Origin of the sequence: Drancourtella sp. An57, from assembly GCF_002161525.1 — a bacterium.
Lineage (GTDB): Bacteria > Bacillota > Clostridia > Lachnospirales > Lachnospiraceae > Sellimonas > Sellimonas catena.
Window position 1 is genome coordinate 206,409 of sequence record NZ_NFHY01000002.1, and the last position, 21,117, is coordinate 227,525.

Here is a 21,117-nt window from a genome sequence, read left to right on the forward strand (position 1 = left end):
TAAGTTCAATCCGTTCTTTTTTATTTCGCCTGTTTCTTTATAAAATCTTCGTAAAGCGGAGACATGTTTCTGAGATTTTCAATGATCTGTTTCAGATTCTCCACCACGTAGTCTATGTCTTCTTTTGTAATTTCCTCGTTTAATGTCAGTCTCAGTGAACCGTGTGCAATCTCGTGCGGAAGTCCAATGGCGAGCAGCACATGGGACGGGTCCAGAGAGCCGGATGTGCACGCAGAACCGCTGGAGCCGCAGATACCTGCCATATCAAGGCTTAACAGCATGGACTCGCCTTCGATAAAGCGGAAGCTGAAGTTTGCATTGTTTGGAAGCCGGTCTGCCGGATGTCCGTTTAACTTCGTATACGGAATTTCTTTGAGTACACGGTCAATCAGATAATCCCGGACTTCTTTCTCTTTGGATGTTCTCTCTTCCATCGTACGGACAGCCCGCTCCACTGCAGTTCCAAGTCCGACAATCCCGGGAACATTTTCGGTTCCGGCACGGCGTTTTCTCTCCTGTGCTCCGCCATGGATGAAGTTTTTCAGACGGAGTCCTTTACGGATATATAAAAATCCGATCCCTTTCGGTCCATTGAGCTTGTGTCCGCTTGCGCTTAACATGTCGATATTCAGGTCGTCTACCTGTATCGGAATCTGTCCAAACGCCTGCACTGCATCGGTATGGAATAAAATTCCGTGTTCCTTTGCAATCGCTCCGATCTCTCTGACCGGTTCGATCGTTCCGATCTCATTGTTCGCAAACATGATGGAGATCAGAATCGTATCCGGACGGATGGCTTTTTTCAGCTCTTCCAGATCTACCACTCCGTTTTCATCCACGTTCAGGTATGTCACTTCAAATCCATGCTTTTCCAGATATTCACATGTATGAAGCACTGCATGATGCTCAATTTTGGATGTGATAATATGCTTTCCTTTTGACTCATATGCCTCTGCCGCAGCCTTGATTGCCCAGTTGTCGCTCTCCGTTCCGCCGGCTGTAAAGTAGATCTCATTTGCCTTGGCTCCGATGGCATCCGCAATGATCTCTCTCTGCTTTGTCACTGCCTCTTTACTCTTTGCCGCAAAACTGTATACGCTGGACGGGTTTCCGTAATATTCTGAAAAATACGGGAGCATTGCTTCCACAACTTCCGGCGCCGTCTTTGTCGTCGCCGCATTATCTAAATAGATCAATTTACTCATTGTCTTCTTCCTTTCTCTTCTCTTTTCTGGAACTTCCGCACAGTGCCTCCGGCTGAATCTCCTTCCGGCAACGGGCTTTATTTTTTCTGCTTTCTTCTGCAAGCTGATCCAGATAAATGCCGTCTACTGTCGTGCGGATGCTTTCGTTGATCTTCTGCCAGACATATTTTGTGGCACAGATATCCTGAGCCTGGCAGGACTCGTCCGCATGAAAAGCGGCGCAGGTCACTGCCTCAAGGCTTCCCTCCAGCGCCCGCAGAATGTCTCCAACCGAGATCTTTCCGGCATCTCCATGGATGATATATCCTCCTCCGGCGCCCCGGATGCTCTCCACAAGCCCCGCTTTTTTCAGCTTTGCCATCAACTGTTCCAGATATCGTTCTGAAATTCCCTGACGCTGTGAAATACTGGCGATCGAGACAGGCTCCGCCTCTGAAAATTCTGCAAGATCGATCATCGCCCGCAGCCCATATCTTCCCTTAGTTGATAATTTCACACTGTCACCTCTTTTAATCCTACTTTTTTACTAGGGTTTCCTTTTGTAGGATAGCATCCGGATCTGGTTCTGTCAACCCATATTCCGGAATATCATACTAGTAAAAACAAAGTCAGGTATCTTATGCATCTTTCCACCCGAAAAAAAATCTTTTTAAAAGGAGCCTTTATGCTGACTTTTGTCGGTCTGGTCACGCGTGTGATCGGATTTTTCTTCCGTATTTTTTTAAGCCGTGCGTTTGGCACAGAAGGAATCGGTATCTATCATCTGATTTTTCCTGTCTTTGCACTTTGTATCTCTTTGTCGGCCGCCGGAATCGAAACCTCCCTCTCCCGTCTGACCGCCCGGTACACTTCTCTTGGCAGACCGGAACTTGCAAAGGTATCCTTCCAGATGGCTCTTCTTCTGTCTGCCGGCATGTCTTTGATCTGTACTGCGCTCATCCAGATTTTCGCGCATGATATTGCAGTTTCGGCTTTAGGCGATGTACGCTGTGAACCGCTTTTAAAAGTCATGTCCTACGCGCTCCCTTTTGCCAGTGTCCATTCCTGCATCTGCGGATACTCCCTCGGGCTCAAGCAGACACGGATTCCCGGCATTTCACAGCTCGCTGAACAATGCACCCGTGTCCTCGGCGTCTACCTCCTCTATACCGCCGCCATACAGGAATCCGGGCAGGCCGGAATCATCCTTGCCGTCTGCGGACTGGTCATTGGAGAAATTACAGGTGCCTTCTACAGCATTTTTGCCGTCCGGCGGATTCTTTATACAAAAAAGGCTGCACAGAAATGCAGTGTTTCCTGTTATGCCGGGTGTCTTGGAGATATTTTAAAACATGCCGTACCTATCACGGCCAACCGGATTTCTTTGAATATCCTTCAGAGCATCGAGGTCGTTTCCATTCCAAAGTGCCTTATGCTTTACGGGTTCTCCCGCTCCGCCGCCCTGAGCCATTACGGAATCCTGAACGGGATTGCCATGCCCTGTATTTTATTTCCGTCTGCCATCACCAATTCCATCTCCATGATGATGCTCCCCACTGTGGCCGAGATTCAGGCGGCAAGCCAGAACCGGACTCTGAGGCAGCTGATCCGGAAGGTAAGTATCTCCTGCCTTCTGCTTGGCTTTTTCTGTACCTGCGGCTTTCTTCTGACCGCGGACTTTCTCGGCTCCTTTGTCTTTCAAAGTCCGAAGGCCGCCTCCTACATACGGGTGCTGGCTTTTATCTGCCCGTTTCTCTATACAAATTCGACCTACATCAGTATGCTGAACGGGCTAGGACATACCGGTCTGGCCTTTCTGATTAATTTTACCGGCCTGTGCATCCGGATTGCCGGTGTCTTCTTTCTGATCCCACAGACCGGAATCAGCGGATATCTGACCGGTCTCCTCTCAAGCCAGATTTTCGTATTCCTGGCATCTGTCCGGGTACTCTTCCGTACCGTACAGCGCACATGAACCGGCAGGTAAAATAATTTTGTACATCAAAAAGACAGCTTAAATTCCTTTTCCCGGGAACTTAAGCTGTCTTCTTTATTTTTCTTCTGTCTTTTTACAATGTATCCAGAAACATCTGCATCAAAATCGGATTGACATACGCTTCCGTAATCAGTCCTGCCGTCATAAAAACAAGTACCGCGAAGGTCTTTCCCATATTCCATCTGGCCTGCGGAAAAATGAAAAAATGCCACAGAACAATCAGATAGGCCAGTGCGTAAAAAAGGAACTGCGGCACCATCGCAATCATCCAGAACACAATACCCTGAATTCCCATATTCAGAATCCCCGCACACACAATTGTTCCGGTCGAAAAACCGGCCCAGACAAATACTGCAATGGTGGCAATCCTTCTGACCCTGGTCTGTCCCAAAAACACGATCAGAAGCAGCGGGATAAGGCGGATACCACACAAGTACAGGATATATTCTCCTGCTTCAATTTCCGATTGCGCATACTGTTTTAGAAAATACGGGTTGAAGATACCTGATGTGGTCACGTAATCTTTCACTGTCAGATTGGCAAATAAGATTCCTCCGATAAACCCTGCCATAAATGCTGCTGCAAAATACTGCTTTGCTCTTTCTATTCTCACAAGACAAGCCTCCTCATCAAACAGATACTAATACATATTCGGCTGTCCCTTTCTGTATTCACAAATTCGTTCGCATCCGGTTCCTGTCAGAAGTCAGATTTTGCACGAAGAATTTTAACGGCAGTATTTGGCATCGTAGGCCAGAATCGACGCAATTGTCTTGGAGTCCTCGATCTCGCCTCTAAAAATCTTTTCTTTCAGTTCTTCCACTGTATATGTTTCCAGTTCAATATATTCGTCTTCATCAAGGTGCTGGTGGGACGGAATCAGATGCCGGGCGACAAATACCTCGATCTTCTCGTTGCAGAATGCGACCGTTGTGCGGATATTGATCAGCCACTCCAGGCTGTCGCACCGATATCCGGTCTCTTCCTCCAGTTCTCTTCCCGCGCAGACAATTCCCGGCTCTTCCGCATAGTCCAGTGCCCCCGCCGGAATTTCCAGCGTATAGCGGTCCAGTGCATTCCGGTACTGCCGCACCATGACCAGTTTCCCGTCCTCTGTAACCGGAACAACTGCGGCAGCCCCTTTGTGCTTGATGAAATCCCACTCTGCTGTATTTCCATTTGCAAATTCCATATGATCGGTATATACATCCAGAATTGCTCCTTTATATTTCAGTTCTCTTCCCACACGTCTGATATTCTCACTCATCATTACCGCCTCCTCATGATAAAAGAATCCCTGACCTACTTTTCAGTAAATCAGGGATTCTTACGTTTACATTATCGACTCTAATATCTATTTTGCATAATCCGTGACTCTTGACTCCCGGATTACATTTACCTTAATCTGGCCCGGATATTCCAGTTCGAACTCAATCTGTTTTGAAATCTCTCTCGCCAGTAATACCATATCATCGTCTGATATTTGTTCTGGAACTACCATAACGCGAATCTCTCTTCCCGCCTGAATAGCAAAAGATTTATCGACACCTTTAAACTGGTTTGCGATATCTTCCAACTGTTTTAACCTGTTTGTATATGTTTCCAATGTTTCACGTCTTGCACCCGGACGGGCTGCTGAAATCGTGTCAGCCGCCTGTACAACACATGCAACCAGTGACTGCGGTTCCACATCTCCGTGATGTGCCTCTACCGCATTGATAACAACTGCTGATTCTTTATATTTTCTGCACAGATCCACACCGATCTGAATATGTGATCCTTCCACATCGTGATCGATAGACTTTCCAATGTCATGCAGAAGTCCGGCTCTCTTTGCCACACGGACATCCAGTCCGATTTCTCCTGCAAGAAGTCCTGCAAGCTGTGCCACTTCGATAGAGTGTTTCAGCGCATTCTGTCCATAGCTTGTACGGAATTTCATACGTCCAAGCAGACGGATCAGTTCCGGATGGATACCGTGTACGCCGACTTCCAGCGCAGCAGCTTCTCCTTCTTCCCGGATCATGGACTCCACTTCTTTCTGTGCCTTTTCAACCATCTCTTCAATTCTGGCCGGATGAATCCGTCCGTCTACAATCAGCTTTTCCAGTGCAATCCTTGCGACTTCACGCCGGATCGGATCGAAGCCGGAAAGTACGACTGCTTCCGGTGTATCATCAATAATCAGTTCGACACCAGTCAGTGTCTCAAGTGTACGAATATTTCTTCCCTCTCGTCCAATGATACGTCCCTTCATTTCATCACTCGGAAGCTGGACTACCGAAATCGTCGTCTCTGCCACGTGATCCGCAGCGCACCGCTGAATCGCATTGACTACGTACTCTTTCGCTTTCTTTCCTGCTTCTTCCTTGGCCTGATTTTCCAGCTCTTTGATCATTCTGGCTGAATCATGCTTCACATCGTCTTCAACAGTTTTTAACAGATATTCTTTTGCCTGTTCGGAGGTTAGTCCTGAGATTCTTTCCAGTTCCTGTACTCTTTGTCTGTTTAACTCGTCCGCTTTCGCTTCACGCTCTTTGATCTGCTCTTCCTTCGCTGCAAGATTCATTTCCCGATGTTCGACCGCGTCAGAACGCTTGTCTACCGCTTCTTCCTTTGCAAGGACGCGTTTTTCATAACGCTGAAGCTCTGCCCTGCGTTCCTTTGTCTCTTTTTCCAGTTCGTTTTTGGTCTTGATCGATTCCTCTTTCACTTCCAGAAGGGCTTCCTTTTTCGTCGTCTCAGCTTTTTTCAGTGCATCGTCTATGATTTCTCTGGCTTTACTCTCTGCATTTCCAATTTTGGATTCCGCATTTTTTTTCAAGTTCGAAACCGTCACATTGTAAGTAACTGCTGCTGTTACGACAAGCGTAATCACTACTGCAACGATAATATAGAAAATTTGCACAGGAGCACCTCCTTATTTAATTTTCATTGTACAATTACAACACTTAAATTTTATACTGTTTTAACAAATATGTCAAGCACAGACTCTTTCCTTTCGTTGAAATCGCGGAATTCCGCACCGGAAAATCTTTCGGCTTTTCCGGCATTCCCGGCTAATCTTCCGGAAATTCCAGATTCAGCGCTTTTTTAATCTCTCCGTAGGAAAATCCTTTTCTTGCAAGATAGGCATACAGTTTCTGTTTTTCCTCCACAGAGGCGCGGGAAGGGTCATAATGTTTTTTTCTCAGAAGGTGGCGGAGCGCCTCGCCGGAATCGCTCTCCTCATAGCACCTCTCCATCATTTCGTCTACAATCTCTCCATCTATTTTCTTTCCGGAAAGCTCTGCATAGATTTCCCGTCTGCTTTTGCGTCCTTTTCTGGAAAGAATAAAACTCTCCGCATATCTTCTGTCATCCACATAGCCGAATGACTTTACATAGCGGACAGCCTGATCCACTGTTTCCTCCGGAAAATCCTGGCGCAGAAGACGGTCCCGCAGTTCGCTCTCGGTCCTGTCCATACTTTGAAGAAGAGACATTGCCTTGCGCTTTGCCCTCTTCAGTACAATCTCCGATAATATCGTTTCTATCTGATCCTCTGTCACAGTTTCCCCGTCTTTCAGATGGCAGGAGGACAGTTCGCTTTTGTATAATACAAAAGCGAACTGTCCGTCCAGATAAATCCGAAATTTTGTCTTTGTAACCGGCTCAATCCCAACCTGTCTCATCGCTTATTCTTCGCTTTCGGCCTCTTTGCTGCCGTTATCCGCAGCTTCCTGCCCCTGTCCTGCACTGCCGTCCAGTCCATAATGAGCGCGTACTTTCGCTTCAATCTCATCCATCACTTCCGGATGCTCTCTTAAATAGCCCTTCGCATTCTCACGGCCCTGACCGATCTTGTTTCCCTCATATGCATACCATGCTCCGCTCTTATTGACGATATCCAGGCCTGCTGCCAGATCCAGCACATCTCCCTCTCTGGAAATGCCTTTTCCGAACATGATATCGAACTCCGCCTCTTTAAACGGAGGCGCAATCTTATTCTTTACAACTTTGACTCTGACATGGTTTCCGACCATCTCTCCGCCCTGCTTGAGGGTCTCTGTCCGTCTGATGTCGAGACGGATCGAGGAATAGAATTTCAGCGCACGTCCTCCTGTAGTCGTCTCCGGGTTGCCGAACATGACACCGACCTTCTCACGGAGCTGATTGATGAAAATCACAACGCAGTTTGACTTGCTGATGACAGGAGTAAGCTTTCTGAGCGCCTGGGACATCAGTCGTGCCTGAAGTCCGACATGGCTGTCTCCCATATCTCCCTCAATCTCCTGCTTTGGAACAAGAGCCGCTACCGAGTCAATGACAACAATATCCATTGCCCCGGATCTGACCATCGTCTCCGTAATCTCAAGCGCCTGGTCTCCGCTGTCCGGCTGGGAAATGTAAAGCTCATTGATATCCACGCCGATATTCCCCGCATAAACCGGATCCAGCGCATGCTCCGCATCGATAAATCCTGCAATTCCCCCTCTTTTCTGCACCTCTGCAATCATGTGAAGGGCAACTGTCGTCTTACCGCTTGACTCCGGTCCGTAAATCTCTACAATACGCCCCTTTGGAACGCCGCCGAGTCCAAGGGCGATATCCAGACTCAGCGCTCCTGTCGGAACGGTCTCAACTGCCACCTGTGCCTTCGGATCTCCGAGACGCATCACCGTTCCTTTTCCAAAATCCTTTTCCAGTTTGGCTATCGCGGCCTCAAGGGCCTTCTTTTTATCTTCATTATTTGTCATACTCTGATCTCCTTTTTTGAATCCGAACAAATGTTCGCCTGTGATTTTAATAGTAACCGATTCTTATTTTGTTGTCAAGCTGATTTTTGAGTTTTGGCAGAAATGCCCGGACCGGAAACAAGACAGAATGCCCGCCACAGTCCGGCTGCGGCAGGCCTTTCATAAAAACAGATCATATTCCTATTTCATCTGTCTGACTCTCTCCTCTACTTCCGCGGAGAAATTCAGAACTTTTCTGGAGTATGTTTGATTCATATACCGGGATGTAAGCATGAAATCCGCAGTAGCAAGATTATTGGCTACCGGAATATCATATACGACCGCAATTCGAAGAAGCGCCTTGACATCCGGATCATGCGGCTGTGCTTCCAGCGGATCCCACAAAAAGATCATAAAGTCAATGCCACCTTCTACGATCTTTGCTCCAATCTGCTGATCCCCTCCGAGGGGACCGCTGTTGTACGCGCGCACCGGAAGCCCCGTTTTTTCCGCGATCAGTCTGGCTGTCGTCCCGGTACCGCAAAGAAAGTGATTTTTCAGAATATCTTTATTCTTATCGCACCAGTCCACCATTTCTTTTTTCTTTCCATCATGCGCCACCAGTGCGATATGTTTCTGCTTTCCAATTTCAAAATCTACATACTGCTTTCCCATTGTGTTTCGTCTCCTTTCCCGATCCGTCATTCCTTCTTTGTCCCGTCAACGAATTTCTCTTTTATTATACAATATTTCTCCGGATTCTCACAGTAAAATTTCACAGGTTACTACTGTTTTTCTACAACTTCGCCCTGTTTTTTGTAAATACTTCCGGCCGGCACATAACCCCTCACCATGGAAAGCGGGTAAATATTTGTATTTCTTCCTACAACCGTCCCCGGATTCAGGACACTGCCGCATCCTACCTCCACATTGTCTCCGAGCATGGCGCCGAACTTTTTCAGTCCGGTCTCGATTTTACCCTCCGGTGTACTGACTGTTGCAAGTGTCTTGTCAGATTTCACATTGGATGTGATGGAGCCGGCACCCATATGGGACTTGAATCCAAGGACAGAGTCGCCGACATAATTGTAATGAGGCACCTGAACCTTGTTGAATAACACAACATTTTTCAGTTCTGTAGAATTCCCGACTACTGCACCTTCTCCTACCAGCGCGTTTCCACGGATAAATGCACAGTGCCGGATCTCAGCGTCTTTGCCGATGATTGCCGGACCGTTAATGTATGCACTTGGAGCCACCTTTGCAGACTTTGCAATCCAGATGTTCTCGCCTTTCTTTTCATACTCGTCCTCCGGCAATGTGTTTCCAAGTTTTACAATAAATTCCCCGATTTTCGGAAGGACTTCCCACGGATAGGTCACTCCCTCAAAAAGTTCTCCTGCGATCGTCTCGTTGAGATCATAAAGCTCCTGTACTGTTAATTCTTTCATATTGTTCCTCCTTCTATGACTTTTTCATTGATTTATAATAAGGGGACACCTTATCGTAGCAGGCTTTCAGCTGGTACTGATTGTTCAGTCCGACTACGCCGTTCGTCCTGACCGCGATAAAATGTTCCAGTTTCTGCATATATTCTTCTGAGGTGATCTGCCCTTCAGCCACCAGGGTCAGTCCCTTTTCCCAGCTGGCCGTCAGCTCCGGATTCAAAAGGGAGCGGATCGAATGATCCACCGCATCGTAAATCAGCTCTCCCATCAGCGTCGGAGTGATCACCTGGGTCTTTTTATTAAGAGATAAGTATTTGATATGAATCAGCTTCTTGAGTATTTCCGCCCGCGTCGCACTCGTTCCAATACCGCTTCCTTTGATCTGGGCCCTGAGCTCTTCATCCTCAATGAGCTGTCCGGCATTTTCCATGGCAAGAATCATGGAACCGGAGTTGTACCGCTTTGGCGGCGATGTCTCGCCTTCTTTGATTTCAAATCCCTTCACCGGAATCCGGTCTCCCTTCTTCAGCTTCTGAATCCGGGCAAACAGCTCCGCATCCGGAACCGTCTCCTCGTCCTCCTCTGACTTTCCTTTCTTATTACCCGGAATGCCCGTCACTTTATAAAATCCTTCCTCTGTCAGAATCTTAAAGCCGGAGAAGAAATGCTCGCCTTCCAGCACCATCTCCAGTGATAATTTCTGGTACACTGCCGGCGGGTAGAAAATCGAAAGGAAACGCCTCACAATCAGATCATATACCTTCGCACCGGTTGCAGATACGGACTTCAGCGCCGGAAGTCCCTGCCCGGTCGGAATGATGGCATAGTGATCCGTAATCTGACTGTCATTAACATATCTCGTCTTTTCCAGTCCTTTGTGCGTCCGTTCCCTTGCGATAAACCCAAGCAGGTCTGCCGTAGGTTCATATTTCGCAAGCCCGTTCAGATTTTTGTGAATCTCTTTTGCCACCGCTGTGGAAAGGACTCTCGCGTCGGTACGAGGATAGGTGACCAGCTTCTTTTCATACAGCTCCTGCACAATCCGAAGGGTTTCATCCGGACTGATCTTGAACCGTTTCGAGCATTCATTCTGCAGTTCCGCCAGGTTGAATAACAACGGCGGATTTTTCTTTTCTTTCTTTTTCTCAACAGAAACCAGCGCGCCCATCCGGTCGCTGTCCATCAGCTCATCGATCAGCTCCTGTGCTGTTTCCCGGTCTTTGAACCCGTTTTCCCGGTACAGCTTCGGAGACATCTCATAACGGGACCCTTTGACTGCTTTCCATTCTCCCTGGAATGCGGCCCCGTCCGCGTCCATATTCGCAAGCACACGGTAAAACGGCGTCTTGACGAACTCCCGGATCTCCCGCTCTCTTCTTACCACCATTCCCAGCACACAGGTCATGACCCGCCCTGCCGAGAGCACCACAAAGTTTTTATGTAAAAATCCGGCAATGCTGTTCCCGTATTTCAATGTCAGAATTCTGGAAAAATTAATTCCCATCAGATAATCTTCCTTGGCCCGCAGGTAAGCGGAAGCGGAAAGATTATCGTACGCTGACAGATCTTTTGCCTCCCGGATTCCCCGCAGGATCTCTTCCTCTGTCTGGGAATCAATCCAGACACGCTTTCTCGTTTTCCCTTTTACTTTTGCCATCTGCTCCACCAGGCGGTAAATATACTCCCCTTCCCGCCCGGAGTCTGTACAGACATAGATCGTATCTACATCCTTTCGGTTGAGAAGTCCGCTTACGATGTCAAACTGCTTCTTCACATTCGGAATCACCTCATACTTGAATTCCTTTGGAAGAAACGGGAGGGTGCTTAGACTCCATTTTTTATATTTCGGATCATAGGCCTCCGGATAACTCATTGTCACCAGATGCCCCACGCACCATGTAACAATGCTCTCATCGGATTCCAGCCATCCGTCCCTCCGCTTCATATTCTGTTTCAGCGCCTTTGCAAACTCCTGCGCCACACTCGGCTTCTCTGCTATGTAGAGAGATTTCCCCATATTTACAATCTCCTTCTTTTACCTGCGGAAGATACGAAGCAGAAAATCAAGAAACGGCCTTTTTGTCTGTTTTTTCACCCTTGCCGCCTCCTGCACTGCTTCCTGCATGAACACCTCCTGGGCATCAACCGGCTGTCCCGTCTGTTCTTTCTTCCGGTAGTTGCCGGATGAATCCAGCGCCCTCGCCTTTACATTGTCCTCAAGCATAACCTGAATCATATGATTCAGCCTCTCCCTCACTTCAGGATCGTAAACAGGACATGCAACTTCCACACGCTTTTCTGTATTTCTTGTCATCATATCGGCCGAACCGATATACATTTTTTCTGAACTTCCCCTTCCAAAAATGAAAATTCTTGGATGCTCCAGAAAGCGGCCGACAATACTTGTCACACGCACATGGTCCGTGTACCCCTTTATCCCCGGAAGGATACAGCAGATTCCACGCACAAGCAGGTCGACCTCCACCCCGGCACGGCTGGCCATGGAAATCTTTTCAATAAATTCCACATCCGTCACTGAATTCATCTTCATGATAATCCGGCCGTTTGTACCTTTCTTTGTCTCTTCCTCAATCAATTCCAGAACCTTTTTCTTCAACGTATTCGGCGAGACAATCAGATGCCGGTAGGTGCCTCTTAAATTTCCCATGGACATATTCTGGAAAAAGACCGCCGCATCCTGCCCGATCTCCTGGTCCGCTGTCATCAGGCACACATCCGTATACATGGCCGCTGTCTTTTCGTTGTAATTTCCGGTTCCGACCTGAGTAATATACTGATACCCGTTTCGTGTCTTACAGGTAATCAGGCAGATTTTGGAATGAACCTTGTAGTTTTCAAACCCGTAAATCACCCGGCATCCTGCCTCTTCCAGCCGTTCGGACCACTCAATGTTATTCTGCTCGTCAAACCGGGCTCTCAGCTCAATCAGAACCGTAACCTCTTTTCCGTTTTCCGCCGCAGCGCACAGATACTCCACAAGTCTTGCTTTCTTTGCAAGCCGGTAGATAGTAATTTTGATCGTCACGACAGACGGATCCGCCCCCGCCTCCTTCAGAAGCTTTAAAAACGGCTCCATGGATTCGTACGGATAAGAAAGGAGAATGTCCTTTCTTCTGATCTGCTTCATGATGGAAGTCTCATCCTCCACCATAGCTGCCTTCTGCGGGGAAAACGGCTCATATACCAGTGTTCTCCTCAGGTGTTCCGGCACCTTTTCCGCTACGGAAAAAATATAGGACAGCTTCAGCGGCATCTTCGTCCGGAAAATCTGTTTCGGTGTAATGTGGAACTTCTCACAAAAATAGGTTTCCATGCTCTCCGGAAGCGGATTTGCCGTCTCAAGCCGGACAACCGCCATCCTTCTCCGCTTGCTCAGCGTCTTTTTCATCAGGACGCGGAAATCATCGTTGATATCCAGTGATTCGTCATCCGGTGAAATATCCGCATTCCTCGTCACGCAAATATAATTCTTGTCGGATACTTCATATTTATCAAAAATAACCTCCAGATATTCCATCAGGATCTTTTCCATCCGGATATACCGGATATCGTGTCCGGGCAGAAAAAGGATCTCTGAAATATACTGCGGCACCGGAACAATTCCCATCATTTTTTTATTATCCTGTTTCAGACTTGCAACGACATAGATCTCCTTATTGAGAAGATGCGGAAACGGATGGTTCGCATCTACAATCTGAGGGGAAAGAACCGGAAGAATCTGATCCTTAAAATACTTCTTTACATATTTCTTTTCCGGGTCCTGAAGCTCCTTAAAAGAAAGCCCGCAGATTCCATAGGGATTCAGTTTCTTTTTGATCTCCGCATAAGTTTTATCCCGCTCTTTGTAAAGCGGAGCCACCGCCTCATAAATCCGGTCCAGCTGCTGCTGCGCTATCATGCCTGACCTTTTGTCCGTCGTCTGTACTTTCATGGAAGCCATATCGTAAAGACTTCCCACCCGGATCATGAAAAACTCATCCAGATTACTTGTAAAAATCGCTACAAATTTCATCCGCTCCATCAGAGGCACATCCGGATCTTTCGCTTCCTCCAATACTCTTTTATTAAATTTCAACCATGAAAGTTCCCGATTCTGCGTATATTTCAGAAGTTCCCCGTCCATTTTTCGCTCCTTTATTCTATATTTTGAAATCAGTTTGTCAGTCTGTCGTCCTTTCTATTTTACATGGTTCTCTACAAACGTGCAATCAGGGACGGGTAAAATTTCCCGTCCCTGATGAAAAATTCCATTCCAAGGCTTTCTGCTATTTTGCCTGAATATATTTCTGTGCAGCCAGCGTCTCCGCACAGAGAATGGCGCCTCCTGCAGCCCCTCTTACCGTATTATGAGAAAGTCCGATAAATTTAAAGTCGTACAAGCTGTCCTCTCTCAGACGTCCTACCGAAATGCCCATGCCGTTTTCATAGTCCACATCCAGAGCAACCTGCGGGCGGTTATCCTCCTCAAGATACTGGATAAACTGCTTCGGTGCGCTTGGAAGCTCCAGTTCCTGCGGAAGTCCGCGGTAATTTACCAGTTTCTCGATAAGCTGCTCTTTCGTCGGCTTTTTCTTAAAGTTGACAAATACTGCCGCCGTATGTCCGTCCAGCACCGGCACACGGATACACTGAGTCGTGATTACCGGAGCGGATGCCTTTTCGATTTTTCCATCACACACTTTTCCCCAGATCCGAAGCGGTTCCTGCTCGCTCTTTTCCTCTTCGCCTCCGATGTACGGAATGATGTTTTCCACCATCTCCGGCCAGTCCTTAAATGTCTTTCCGGCACCGGAAATAGCCTGATATGTCGTTGCCACCACTTCTGTCGGTTCAAACTCCATCCATGCAGTCAGAACAGGGGCGTAGCTCTGAATGGAGCAGTTCGGTTTTACAGCTACAAATCCGCGTGTCGTTCCGAGACGTTTCTTCTGCGCCTCAATCACTTCAAAATGCTCCGGATTTACCTCCGGAATGACCATCGGTACGTCCGGCGTCCAGCGGTGTGCACTGTTATTGGAAACAACCGGTGTCTCCGTCTTTGCGTAAGCATCCTCGATCGCGCGGATCTCCTCTTTGCTCATATCAACCGCGCTGAATACAAAGTCTACCGTGGAAGCAACTTCTTCCACTTCATTTACATTATGTACAATCAGCTTTTTGACTCCTTCCGGCATCGGTTTTTTCATTTTCCAGCGGTCTCCTACCGCTTCCTCATATGTTTTACCGGCTGATCTTGGAGATGCAGCCACCGTCACAACTTCAAACCACGGATGGCCTTCCAGAAGAGAGATAAATCTCTGTCCTACCATCCCTGTTGCTCCTAATATTCCAACACGTAATTTCTTTTCCATTGTATGGTCCTCCTACTCTGTTTCCAGTTCCTGCTTATAAACCTGAATTGCCTCCAGCATGGCACCTTTTCCCGGCGCTCCCTTTGTCAGACGTTTCTCAACGCATGTCTTCATGCTGATTGCGTCGTAAATATCTTCTTCAAATACCGGACTGACCGCCTTGTATTCGGAAAGCGGCAGATCATCCAGTGCACACTCCTTCTCAATGCACGTCAGCACAAGCTGGCCGATAATTCCGTGGGCATCCCGGAACGGCACGCCATGGTTCACCAGATAGTCTGCAGCATCCGTAGCATTGGTAAATCCTCTCCGGGCGCTTCTCTCCATTACATTCTTTCTGAACTTCATTGTTGCCAGCATGCCGGTAAAAAGCGGAAGGCAGCTGTTGACCGTATCCATCGCGTCAAACGCCATCTCCTTATCTTCCTGCATGTCTTTGTTGTATGCCAGCGGAATCCCTTTCATCGTTGTCAGCATCGACATCAGTGCCCCGTAAACCCGTCCGGTCTTTCCTCTTACAAGCTCCGCAATGTCCGGATTTTTCTTCTGCGGCATGATGCTGCTTCCGGTGCTGTACGCATCGTCGATCTCCACAAACTGATATTCATTGGAATTCCAGATAATGATTTCCTCCGAAAACCGGCTCAGGTGCATCATAATCGTTGAAAGTGCCGACAGATATTCAATCACATAGTCCCGGTCGGATACAGAATCCATGCTGTTCAGTGTAGCTCCGGAAAATCCAAGAATACTTGCCGTATATTCCCGGTCAAGCGGGTAGGTCGTTCCCGCAAGTGCGCCGCTTCCAAGCGGGCAGACATTCATTCTTTTATAAATATCCGAAAGACGGCTTCTGTCTCTCCGGAACATCTCGTAATATGCCCCCATATGATGCGTAAGGGTAATCGGCTGTGCTTTCTGAAGATGGGTAAATCCCGGCATAATGGTATCAAGATTATCCTCCATGATATGCAGAATCACCGTCAGAAGATCTTTCAGCAGCGCGTCTGTCTTCTGAACTTCTTCCCTTACATAAAGCTTCATGTCAAGAGCTACCTGGTCATTCCGGCTGCGGCCGGTATGCAGCTTCTTCCCTGCATCCCCGATCCGGTCAATCAGATTTGCCTCTACAAAGCTGTGAATATCCTCATATTCTTTCGTAATCAGAAGCGTGCCGTCTTCCACATCTTTTAAAATTCCGGCCAGGCCTTCCAGAATCTGATCCCGCTCCTGTTCTGTCAGGATCTGCTGCTTTGCCAGCATTTTGACGTGTGCCATGCTTCCCTCTATATCCTGTCTGTACAGACGCTTGTCAAATCCGATGGAGGCATTAAAATCATATACCATCTGATCGGTCTCTTTCGTAAAGCGTCCTCCCCATAACTGTGCCATCTGCGTTCCCCGTTTCTTTCTTATTTTAGTGAGTTAAACTATTAAAACATAATTTACCAAATTTTATTCTGTTTGTAAAGAATTATTTCTGTCTCTTTTTGAAAAGACACACCCGCAGTAATCCTGGCGGTAGAGTCCGTATTCCCCGGAAAGTTCCACGGAGCGCTTATATCCGTTCTTCTTTTTGAAATCAGAAAACAGGTAGGAAACCCCGTATTCTTCCTGCAGCTTCTGTCCGATTTCGTTGAGTTTCTGCGCATTCTTCATCGGACTGATGGAAAGAGTCGTCGTAAAGAAATCCATCTTCCTTTTCTTTGCCTCTTCGGCCGTCCGGCGAAGCCGCATCTCATAACAGCGAAAACAGCGTTCTCCTCCTTCCGGAAGCTGTTCCATTCCCTTTGCCATGTCAAAAAAAACATGCGCATCATAGTCTCCTTCAAGAAAAGAAACCGGATACTTTAGTTTCTCATTCATCCGCTCAATCAGATGTCTCTGCTCTTCTGCCCGCTTCCGGTACTCCGCTTCCTCTGTGATATTCGGGTTAAAGTAAAAAACCGCGATCCGGAAAAAATCTGAAAGATACTCCATCACATAACTGCTGCACGGCCCGCAGCAGCTGTGAAGCAAAAGGGTCGGAACCTGCTCTTCCTTCCCGATTTTTTCCAGTATTTTTTCCAGTTCTTTTTGATAGTTTTTCTTCTGCTCCTGCATGGTTTCTCCTTTTCGGCTTTTATTCTACTGATAGTTATAATTCACATCTTTTTCTCTGTCAACATACATTATGATATAAATAGAAGGAGGTCAGCAATATGGATACCATCCTGAGCATCAATCATATCAGCCATTCCTATCATACATTAAAAGGGGAGACTCCTGCTCTTTACGATATCTCTTTTTCCGTAAACCAGGGTGAATTTCTTGCTGTTGTCGGGCCCTCCGGATGCGGCAAGTCCACCCTTCTCTCTCTTATTTCCGGTCTGTTACAGCCTGAAAAGGGGGAAATTCTCCTGCACGGAAAGCCGATTGAGGAACAAAAGGATAAAATCGGATATATGCTTCAGAGAGATGAGCTGCTTGAATGGCGCAGCATTTACCGGAATGTGCTCCTCGGTCCCGAAATTCAGCATTCCCTGAATCCGGAAGTAAAAAAAAGGGCCCATGAACTTCTGGATGCTTATGGTCTGGGACAGTTTCAGTCTTCCCGCCCTTCCGAGCTTTCCGGCGGGATGCGGCAGAGAGCCGCACTTGTCCGCACGCTGATATTGAATCCGGAAGTTCTCCTGCTTGATGAGCCGTTTTCCGCTCTCGACTACCAGACGCGGCTCAATGTCAGTGACGACATCGGCCAGATCATCCGCCGCGAAGGAAAGACCGCCCTTTTGGTAACCCATGATCTTTCCGAAGCCATCAGTCTGGCAGACCGCATCCTTGTACTTTCCAGCCGCCCTGCTTCTCTGAAAACCACAGTCAGCTTACATTTCGGTTTTCCAAAACCTGCAGACGATACCCCGCTGAACCGTCGGAACGCACCGGAGTTTAAAACCTATTTTAATCTGATCTGGAAGGAGCTGAATCAACATGAAAACCAAACAGACTGATCTTTCTGCTTCCCAGTCATCTTATCTTGCCGCCCGAAAAAAAGAACGGCGCCTTGTCCTGTTTTTCCGCATCGCCGTTCTGGTCCTCTTTCTTGTTCTCTGGGAATGGACTGCAGGCGAGGGAATCATCGATTCTTTTATTTTCAGCAGCCCATCCAAAATTCTAACCTGTTTCTTATCTATGGCAGCGGATAAGAGTATTTTCCCGCATCTTTCGGTCACGCTGTATGAAACGATCGTCAGTTTTCTTCTTGTCACCGGCATCAGCATCCTTGCTGCTGTCCTGCTCTGGTTTTCCAGAAAACTTTCCGCGGTTCTGGAGCCTTATCTGGTCGTTTTAAACAGTCTTCCAAAGTCTGCTCTTGCACCGCTTCTCATTGTATGGCTTGGCGCAGACCGGACAACAATTATTGTGGCCGGAATGTCTGTGGCTGTCTTTGGAAGCATTATGACACTTTACACCTGCTTTACAGGGACGGATAAAAATAAACTCAAGCTGATCTACACCCTCCATGGTACATCCTTGCATGCCCTTACCAAAGTCGTGCTGCCGTCTGCCGTACCTGCCATTATCAGCAACATGAAGGTAAACATTGGTCTCTGCCTTGTCGGTGTCATCATCGGTGAATTTCTGGCAGCCAGAGAAGGGCTTGGATATCTGATCATCTACTCCAGCCAGGTATTTAAAATGGATTGGCTGTTAATGTCTATCATCCTTCTTTGTATCATGGCGATGGTCCTGTATGCGGTCATCGGGCTTCTGGAACGTCTCTGCCGGAAAGTCCTGTGAAGAACTCCTGCAGAAAGGGCAGGATCCTTCTCTTGTGATCCTGCCCTTTCCTTTTCTTTATCCATTTATTTTGTACGGAATGCAGTTCCGCCGTCTGTCGGACCTGTTTTTCCTTTTTCTACAAGCTGAATCTGAATTCCTTCCATCCGCCTGCTCAGTCCTTCCGTGCCGGCCTTTGCCCCGTTTTTCGTCCAGCCAAGCCAGCCATAATCCTGTACATGCACCCGGTAATAGATGTCATATTTCTTTGCCATTTCACCGGTCAACTGAATCTGAACCGCTTCCATCCGAAGTTTCTTCCCTTCTGTTCCGGAAACAGCTCCATTGCTTTTCCAGCTCTGCCAGCCAATATTCTGGACATGTGCCCGGTACTGGATTTCACCGGTGCATGCTGTATTTTCAAGGCTGATTTTCAAAGCTTCCATCCGCTTTGCGGCGCCGGTCACACCGCCGGTTGAACCGTTAAACGCGGTTGTATACCAGCCATAATCCTGCATATGAGCCTGGTATACTACGTTCTGAATCGTAGTTCTGTCTTTGAATGCCCCGGAGGTGCTTCCAGGAGCTGCTGCTCCTTTTGCCACAAGCTTGATCTGAATTCCTTCAATCCGTCTGCTGTATCCGGACGATCCTGCACCTGCTCCGTTTTTCGCCCAGCCAAGCCAGCCGAAGTCCTGTGTATGTACGCGATAGTAAATATCATATTTCTTTGCCATCTCGCCGGTTAAACGGATCTGAACCGCCTCCATGCGGAGTCCCTGTCCAGAAGTTCCGCTCATTGTACCGTTTTTCACCCAGCCAAGCCAGCCTTTGTTCTGCACATAGGATCTGTATTCGACATCTCCGCTGTACTGCGGGTACAGAAGATCTACCTTGAAGGCTTCCATTCGTTTGGACTCGCCAACGACACCGCCTGTTGCACCGTTAAGCGTCATCGCTCTCCAGCCGTATGTCTGCATGTGAGTCTCATAACCGACTCCTCCGGTTACCGCCTTCTCTTTGTAGACATTGGAAGTAGATCCCGGCGCAGCGGATCCTTTTGGAACTACTGCAATCTGAAGAGCCTCCATCCGTTTCTCATAGCCGGTTGTTCCCGCTGCGGCACCGTTTTTTGCCCAGCCAAGCCAGCCATAGTCCTGTACATGGGCACGATAATAAATATCATAATTTTTTGCCTGCGTTCCGGTCAGCTCAATCTTCACTGCCTGAACGGCTCTGTTCTGTCCTGTCATACCGGATACCTGTCCGCCTGTAGCGTAAGTCTGCCATCCTTTATCTTCCACAAAGGACGTATAGCGTACACCCAGATCTCCATAACCGCTTCCGATGCTGAGCTTAAATGCCTCAAGCCGCCTGGACTCGCCCGTCACGCCGATCTGCACTCCGTTCTTTACTGAATTCAGCCAGCCATAGTCCTGCATATGGGCGCTGCCGGAGATGATATTTCTGTCGGATACACTCACTGCATTCTCATCCGGTTCTGAATCGCTCATCCAGAAATTCAAGTCTACAAACCCGTTGATGCCGCTGACACTTCCCTCGGAAGTACACTGCCACATATCATAGGTCCCCTCATAGGTACAGGAAGTATTATACTGTGCAACCCATTTGGACCATTTTTCATTTTTGAAAACAGAAGAGGTCAGTTTATACTGCCACCAGTATTTGCTGGCATAAATTCCCACCTTATATCCAGATGCGGAAACCTGATCACAGAATGTCTTGGCAATGGTTCCGATCGTGGTATTGCTTACCGTTCCGGTCGTATTCTCATCTTCCAGATCATAGTACACTCCATATGCCGGATTGTGACCTTCTAAAAGCCGCAGCACATGAGCCGCTTCGCTTTTTGCATCTTCTGTATTTTCCGAATAGGAATACAGGTAAACCCCGTATGGAATTCCCAGACGTTCGCATTCGGATACGTTCCGCAGCCACTGCCTGTCATCGTAGGATGTGTAATTTCCACCGTATCCGCAGCGGATAATGGCGAAATCAATCCCGTCATTCTTCACTTTCTGCCAGTCAATCGTTCCCTGATGATGGCTGACATCAATTCCTTTCTTTGTCGCACCTTCAATCACCTGTCCGATGCTGTTCATATATTTTCCGTTGACTTTCTCCCATGCATACGGATAGGATGCAGCTCTGGAGTAAACCTGCGGCTGATGAACCGGTTCTCCGTTTTGATACCGGAAACTGTTTTCCTTTAACTCTTCCGGTTCTGTCTCCCGTGTCTCAGGCACTTCTGTATCAGCTGTTTCAGCCGTATCTGCCTTTTCCGGCTCTGTGCTTTCACTTTCTGTTGTTCCTTCTGCCGGCTGAGTCGTTTCCTGCTCTCCGGAAGCATCCTGCTGTGTCTGCTGCTCCTGCCCGGAAGCATCACTCTCCTGCACATCCGGCTCCGCATCTTCATTCTGCGTCTCAGGCTGTACAGTATCTTCCTGTATATCCTGTGACTGCTCTGATGCTTCTACCGTTGCAATCTCTTCTCCGGAGGTATCTGCCGCGTATCCTGTCGATGCCGGGCCAAGGGAACCTCCTAAAATCAAGCATAGACTGAGGCCGAGCCCCAGTAGCTTATGCACATTCCTCCTCATCTGTACTTTCATTCCTTTC

The 21,117-nt window shown here is 47.9% G+C and carries 18 protein-coding genes; 3 read left to right on the forward strand and 15 right to left on the reverse strand.

What is annotated here, in order from left to right:
- Positions 1–20: 20 nt before the first annotated feature.
- Positions 21–1,205 (reverse strand): cysteine desulfurase NifS, encoded by a 1,185-nt coding sequence (gene nifS / locus B5G11_RS02550; protein ID WP_087252059.1) that lies wholly within the window; start codon positions 1,203–1,205, stop codon positions 21–23.
- Positions 1,198–1,701, reverse strand: a complete 504-nt coding sequence (locus tag B5G11_RS02555; RefSeq protein ID WP_087252060.1) for an Rrf2 family transcriptional regulator — start codon at positions 1,699–1,701, stop codon at positions 1,198–1,200. Before B5G11_RS02555 ends, nifS begins: the two co-directional genes overlap by 8 nt.
- Positions 1,702–1,824: 123 nt before the next feature.
- On the opposite strand from B5G11_RS02555, the gene B5G11_RS02560 reads away from it, so the two are divergent.
- The gene (locus B5G11_RS02560) at positions 1,825–3,159 is read left to right on the forward strand and encodes a polysaccharide biosynthesis protein (RefSeq protein ID WP_087252061.1); all 1,335 of its coding nucleotides are present in this window, start codon (positions 1,825–1,827) and stop codon (positions 3,157–3,159) included.
- 94 nt (positions 3,160–3,253) lie between these two features.
- Here B5G11_RS02560 and B5G11_RS02565 read toward each other — a convergent pair whose 3' ends face one another.
- From B5G11_RS02565 to B5G11_RS02620, 12 genes are all read right to left on the reverse strand, one after another.
- Positions 3,254–3,793, reverse strand: a complete 540-nt coding sequence (locus tag B5G11_RS02565; RefSeq protein WP_087252062.1) for a hypothetical protein — start codon at positions 3,791–3,793, stop codon at positions 3,254–3,256.
- A 114-nt stretch (positions 3,794–3,907) separates the two neighbouring features.
- Positions 3,908–4,447 (reverse strand): NUDIX hydrolase, encoded by a 540-nt coding sequence (locus tag B5G11_RS02570; protein WP_087169207.1) that lies wholly within the window; start codon positions 4,445–4,447, stop codon positions 3,908–3,910.
- A gap of 87 nt (positions 4,448–4,534) precedes the next feature.
- Positions 4,535–6,088, reverse strand: a complete 1,554-nt coding sequence (gene rny / locus B5G11_RS02575; protein ID WP_087169208.1) for a ribonuclease Y — start codon at positions 6,086–6,088, stop codon at positions 4,535–4,537.
- Positions 6,089–6,239: 151 nt separating this feature from the next.
- Complete coding sequence (locus B5G11_RS02580) at positions 6,240–6,854, reverse strand: regulatory protein RecX (RefSeq protein WP_087252063.1); 615 nt, start codon at positions 6,852–6,854, stop codon at positions 6,240–6,242.
- A gap of 3 nt (positions 6,855–6,857) precedes the next feature.
- On the reverse strand, positions 6,858–7,919 hold the full coding sequence (gene recA, locus B5G11_RS02585) for a recombinase RecA (RefSeq protein WP_087169210.1): 1,062 nt from the start codon (positions 7,917–7,919) through the stop codon (positions 6,858–6,860).
- Between the two features lie 180 nt (positions 7,920–8,099).
- On the reverse strand, positions 8,100–8,573 hold the full coding sequence (locus tag B5G11_RS02590; protein ID WP_087169211.1) for a methylglyoxal synthase: 474 nt from the start codon (positions 8,571–8,573) through the stop codon (positions 8,100–8,102).
- Between the two features lie 110 nt (positions 8,574–8,683).
- On the reverse strand, positions 8,684–9,349 hold the full coding sequence (locus B5G11_RS02595) for a UDP-N-acetylglucosamine pyrophosphorylase (RefSeq protein WP_087169212.1): 666 nt from the start codon (positions 9,347–9,349) through the stop codon (positions 8,684–8,686).
- A 13-nt stretch (positions 9,350–9,362) separates the two neighbouring features.
- Positions 9,363–11,363, reverse strand: a complete 2,001-nt coding sequence (locus tag B5G11_RS02600) for a DNA topoisomerase (protein ID WP_087252064.1) — start codon at positions 11,361–11,363, stop codon at positions 9,363–9,365.
- 18 nt (positions 11,364–11,381) lie between these two features.
- Positions 11,382–13,490, reverse strand: a complete 2,109-nt coding sequence (gene ppk1, locus B5G11_RS02605; RefSeq protein WP_087252065.1) for a polyphosphate kinase 1 — start codon at positions 13,488–13,490, stop codon at positions 11,382–11,384.
- 142 nt (positions 13,491–13,632) lie between these two features.
- On the reverse strand, positions 13,633–14,718 hold the full coding sequence (asd, locus tag B5G11_RS02610) for an aspartate-semialdehyde dehydrogenase (RefSeq protein WP_087169215.1): 1,086 nt from the start codon (positions 14,716–14,718) through the stop codon (positions 13,633–13,635).
- A gap of 12 nt (positions 14,719–14,730) precedes the next feature.
- Positions 14,731–16,110 (reverse strand): argininosuccinate lyase, encoded by a 1,380-nt coding sequence (gene argH, locus B5G11_RS02615; protein WP_087169216.1) that lies wholly within the window; start codon positions 16,108–16,110, stop codon positions 14,731–14,733.
- A gap of 63 nt (positions 16,111–16,173) precedes the next feature.
- Positions 16,174–16,821, reverse strand: coding sequence for an epoxyqueuosine reductase QueH (locus B5G11_RS02620; protein ID WP_087252066.1), 648 nt, complete (start codon positions 16,819–16,821; stop codon positions 16,174–16,176).
- A gap of 98 nt (positions 16,822–16,919) precedes the next feature.
- Between B5G11_RS02620 and B5G11_RS02625 the strand changes: the two genes are divergently transcribed.
- Positions 16,920–17,708, forward strand: a complete 789-nt coding sequence (locus tag B5G11_RS02625) for an ABC transporter ATP-binding protein (protein WP_087169218.1) — start codon at positions 16,920–16,922, stop codon at positions 17,706–17,708.
- Positions 17,689–18,498 carry an ABC transporter permease gene (locus B5G11_RS02630; protein WP_087169219.1) on the forward strand — a complete coding sequence of 270 codons (810 nt, stop codon included), beginning with the start codon at positions 17,689–17,691 and terminating at the stop codon, positions 18,496–18,498. Before B5G11_RS02625 ends, B5G11_RS02630 begins: the two co-directional genes overlap by 20 nt.
- A gap of 65 nt (positions 18,499–18,563) precedes the next feature.
- Here B5G11_RS02630 and B5G11_RS02635 read toward each other — a convergent pair whose 3' ends face one another.
- Positions 18,564–21,050 carry a GH25 family lysozyme gene (locus B5G11_RS02635; RefSeq protein ID WP_158099191.1) on the reverse strand — a complete coding sequence of 829 codons (2,487 nt, stop codon included), beginning with the start codon at positions 21,048–21,050 and terminating at the stop codon, positions 18,564–18,566.
- Positions 21,051–21,117: the final 67 nt, after the last annotated feature.

Excerpts from the sequence above, each read along its gene's own strand:
- nifS (WP_087252059.1), bottom strand. The coding sequence starts at position 1,205 with ATGAGTAAATTGATCTATTTAGATAATGCGGCGACGACAAAGACGGCG.
- B5G11_RS02560 (WP_087252061.1), top strand. The coding sequence starts at position 1,825 with ATGCATCTTTCCACCCGAAAAAAAATCTTTTTAAAAGGAGCCTTTATG.
- B5G11_RS02570 (WP_087169207.1), bottom strand. The coding sequence starts at position 4,447 with ATGAGTGAGAATATCAGACGTGTGGGAAGAGAACTGAAATATAAAGGA.
- B5G11_RS02580 (WP_087252063.1), bottom strand. The coding sequence starts at position 6,854 with ATGAGACAGGTTGGGATTGAGCCGGTTACAAAGACAAAATTTCGGATT.
- recA (WP_087169210.1), bottom strand. The coding sequence starts at position 7,919 with ATGACAAATAATGAAGATAAAAAGAAGGCCCTTGAGGCCGCGATAGCC.
- B5G11_RS02590 (WP_087169211.1), bottom strand. The coding sequence starts at position 8,573 with ATGGGAAAGCAGTATGTAGATTTTGAAATTGGAAAGCAGAAACATATC.
- B5G11_RS02595 (WP_087169212.1), bottom strand. The coding sequence starts at position 9,349 with ATGAAAGAATTAACAGTACAGGAGCTTTATGATCTCAACGAGACGATC.
- B5G11_RS02600 (WP_087252064.1), bottom strand. The coding sequence starts at position 11,363 with ATGGGGAAATCTCTCTACATAGCAGAGAAGCCGAGTGTGGCGCAGGAG.
- ppk1 (WP_087252065.1), bottom strand. The coding sequence starts at position 13,490 with ATGGACGGGGAACTTCTGAAATATACGCAGAATCGGGAACTTTCATGG.
- asd (WP_087169215.1), bottom strand. The coding sequence starts at position 14,718 with ATGGAAAAGAAATTACGTGTTGGAATATTAGGAGCAACAGGGATGGTA.
- argH (WP_087169216.1), bottom strand. The coding sequence starts at position 16,110 with ATGGCACAGTTATGGGGAGGACGCTTTACGAAAGAGACCGATCAGATG.
- B5G11_RS02620 (WP_087252066.1), bottom strand. The coding sequence starts at position 16,821 with ATGCAGGAGCAGAAGAAAAACTATCAAAAAGAACTGGAAAAAATACTG.
- B5G11_RS02625 (WP_087169218.1), top strand. The coding sequence starts at position 16,920 with ATGGATACCATCCTGAGCATCAATCATATCAGCCATTCCTATCATACA.
- B5G11_RS02630 (WP_087169219.1), top strand. The coding sequence starts at position 17,689 with ATGAAAACCAAACAGACTGATCTTTCTGCTTCCCAGTCATCTTATCTT.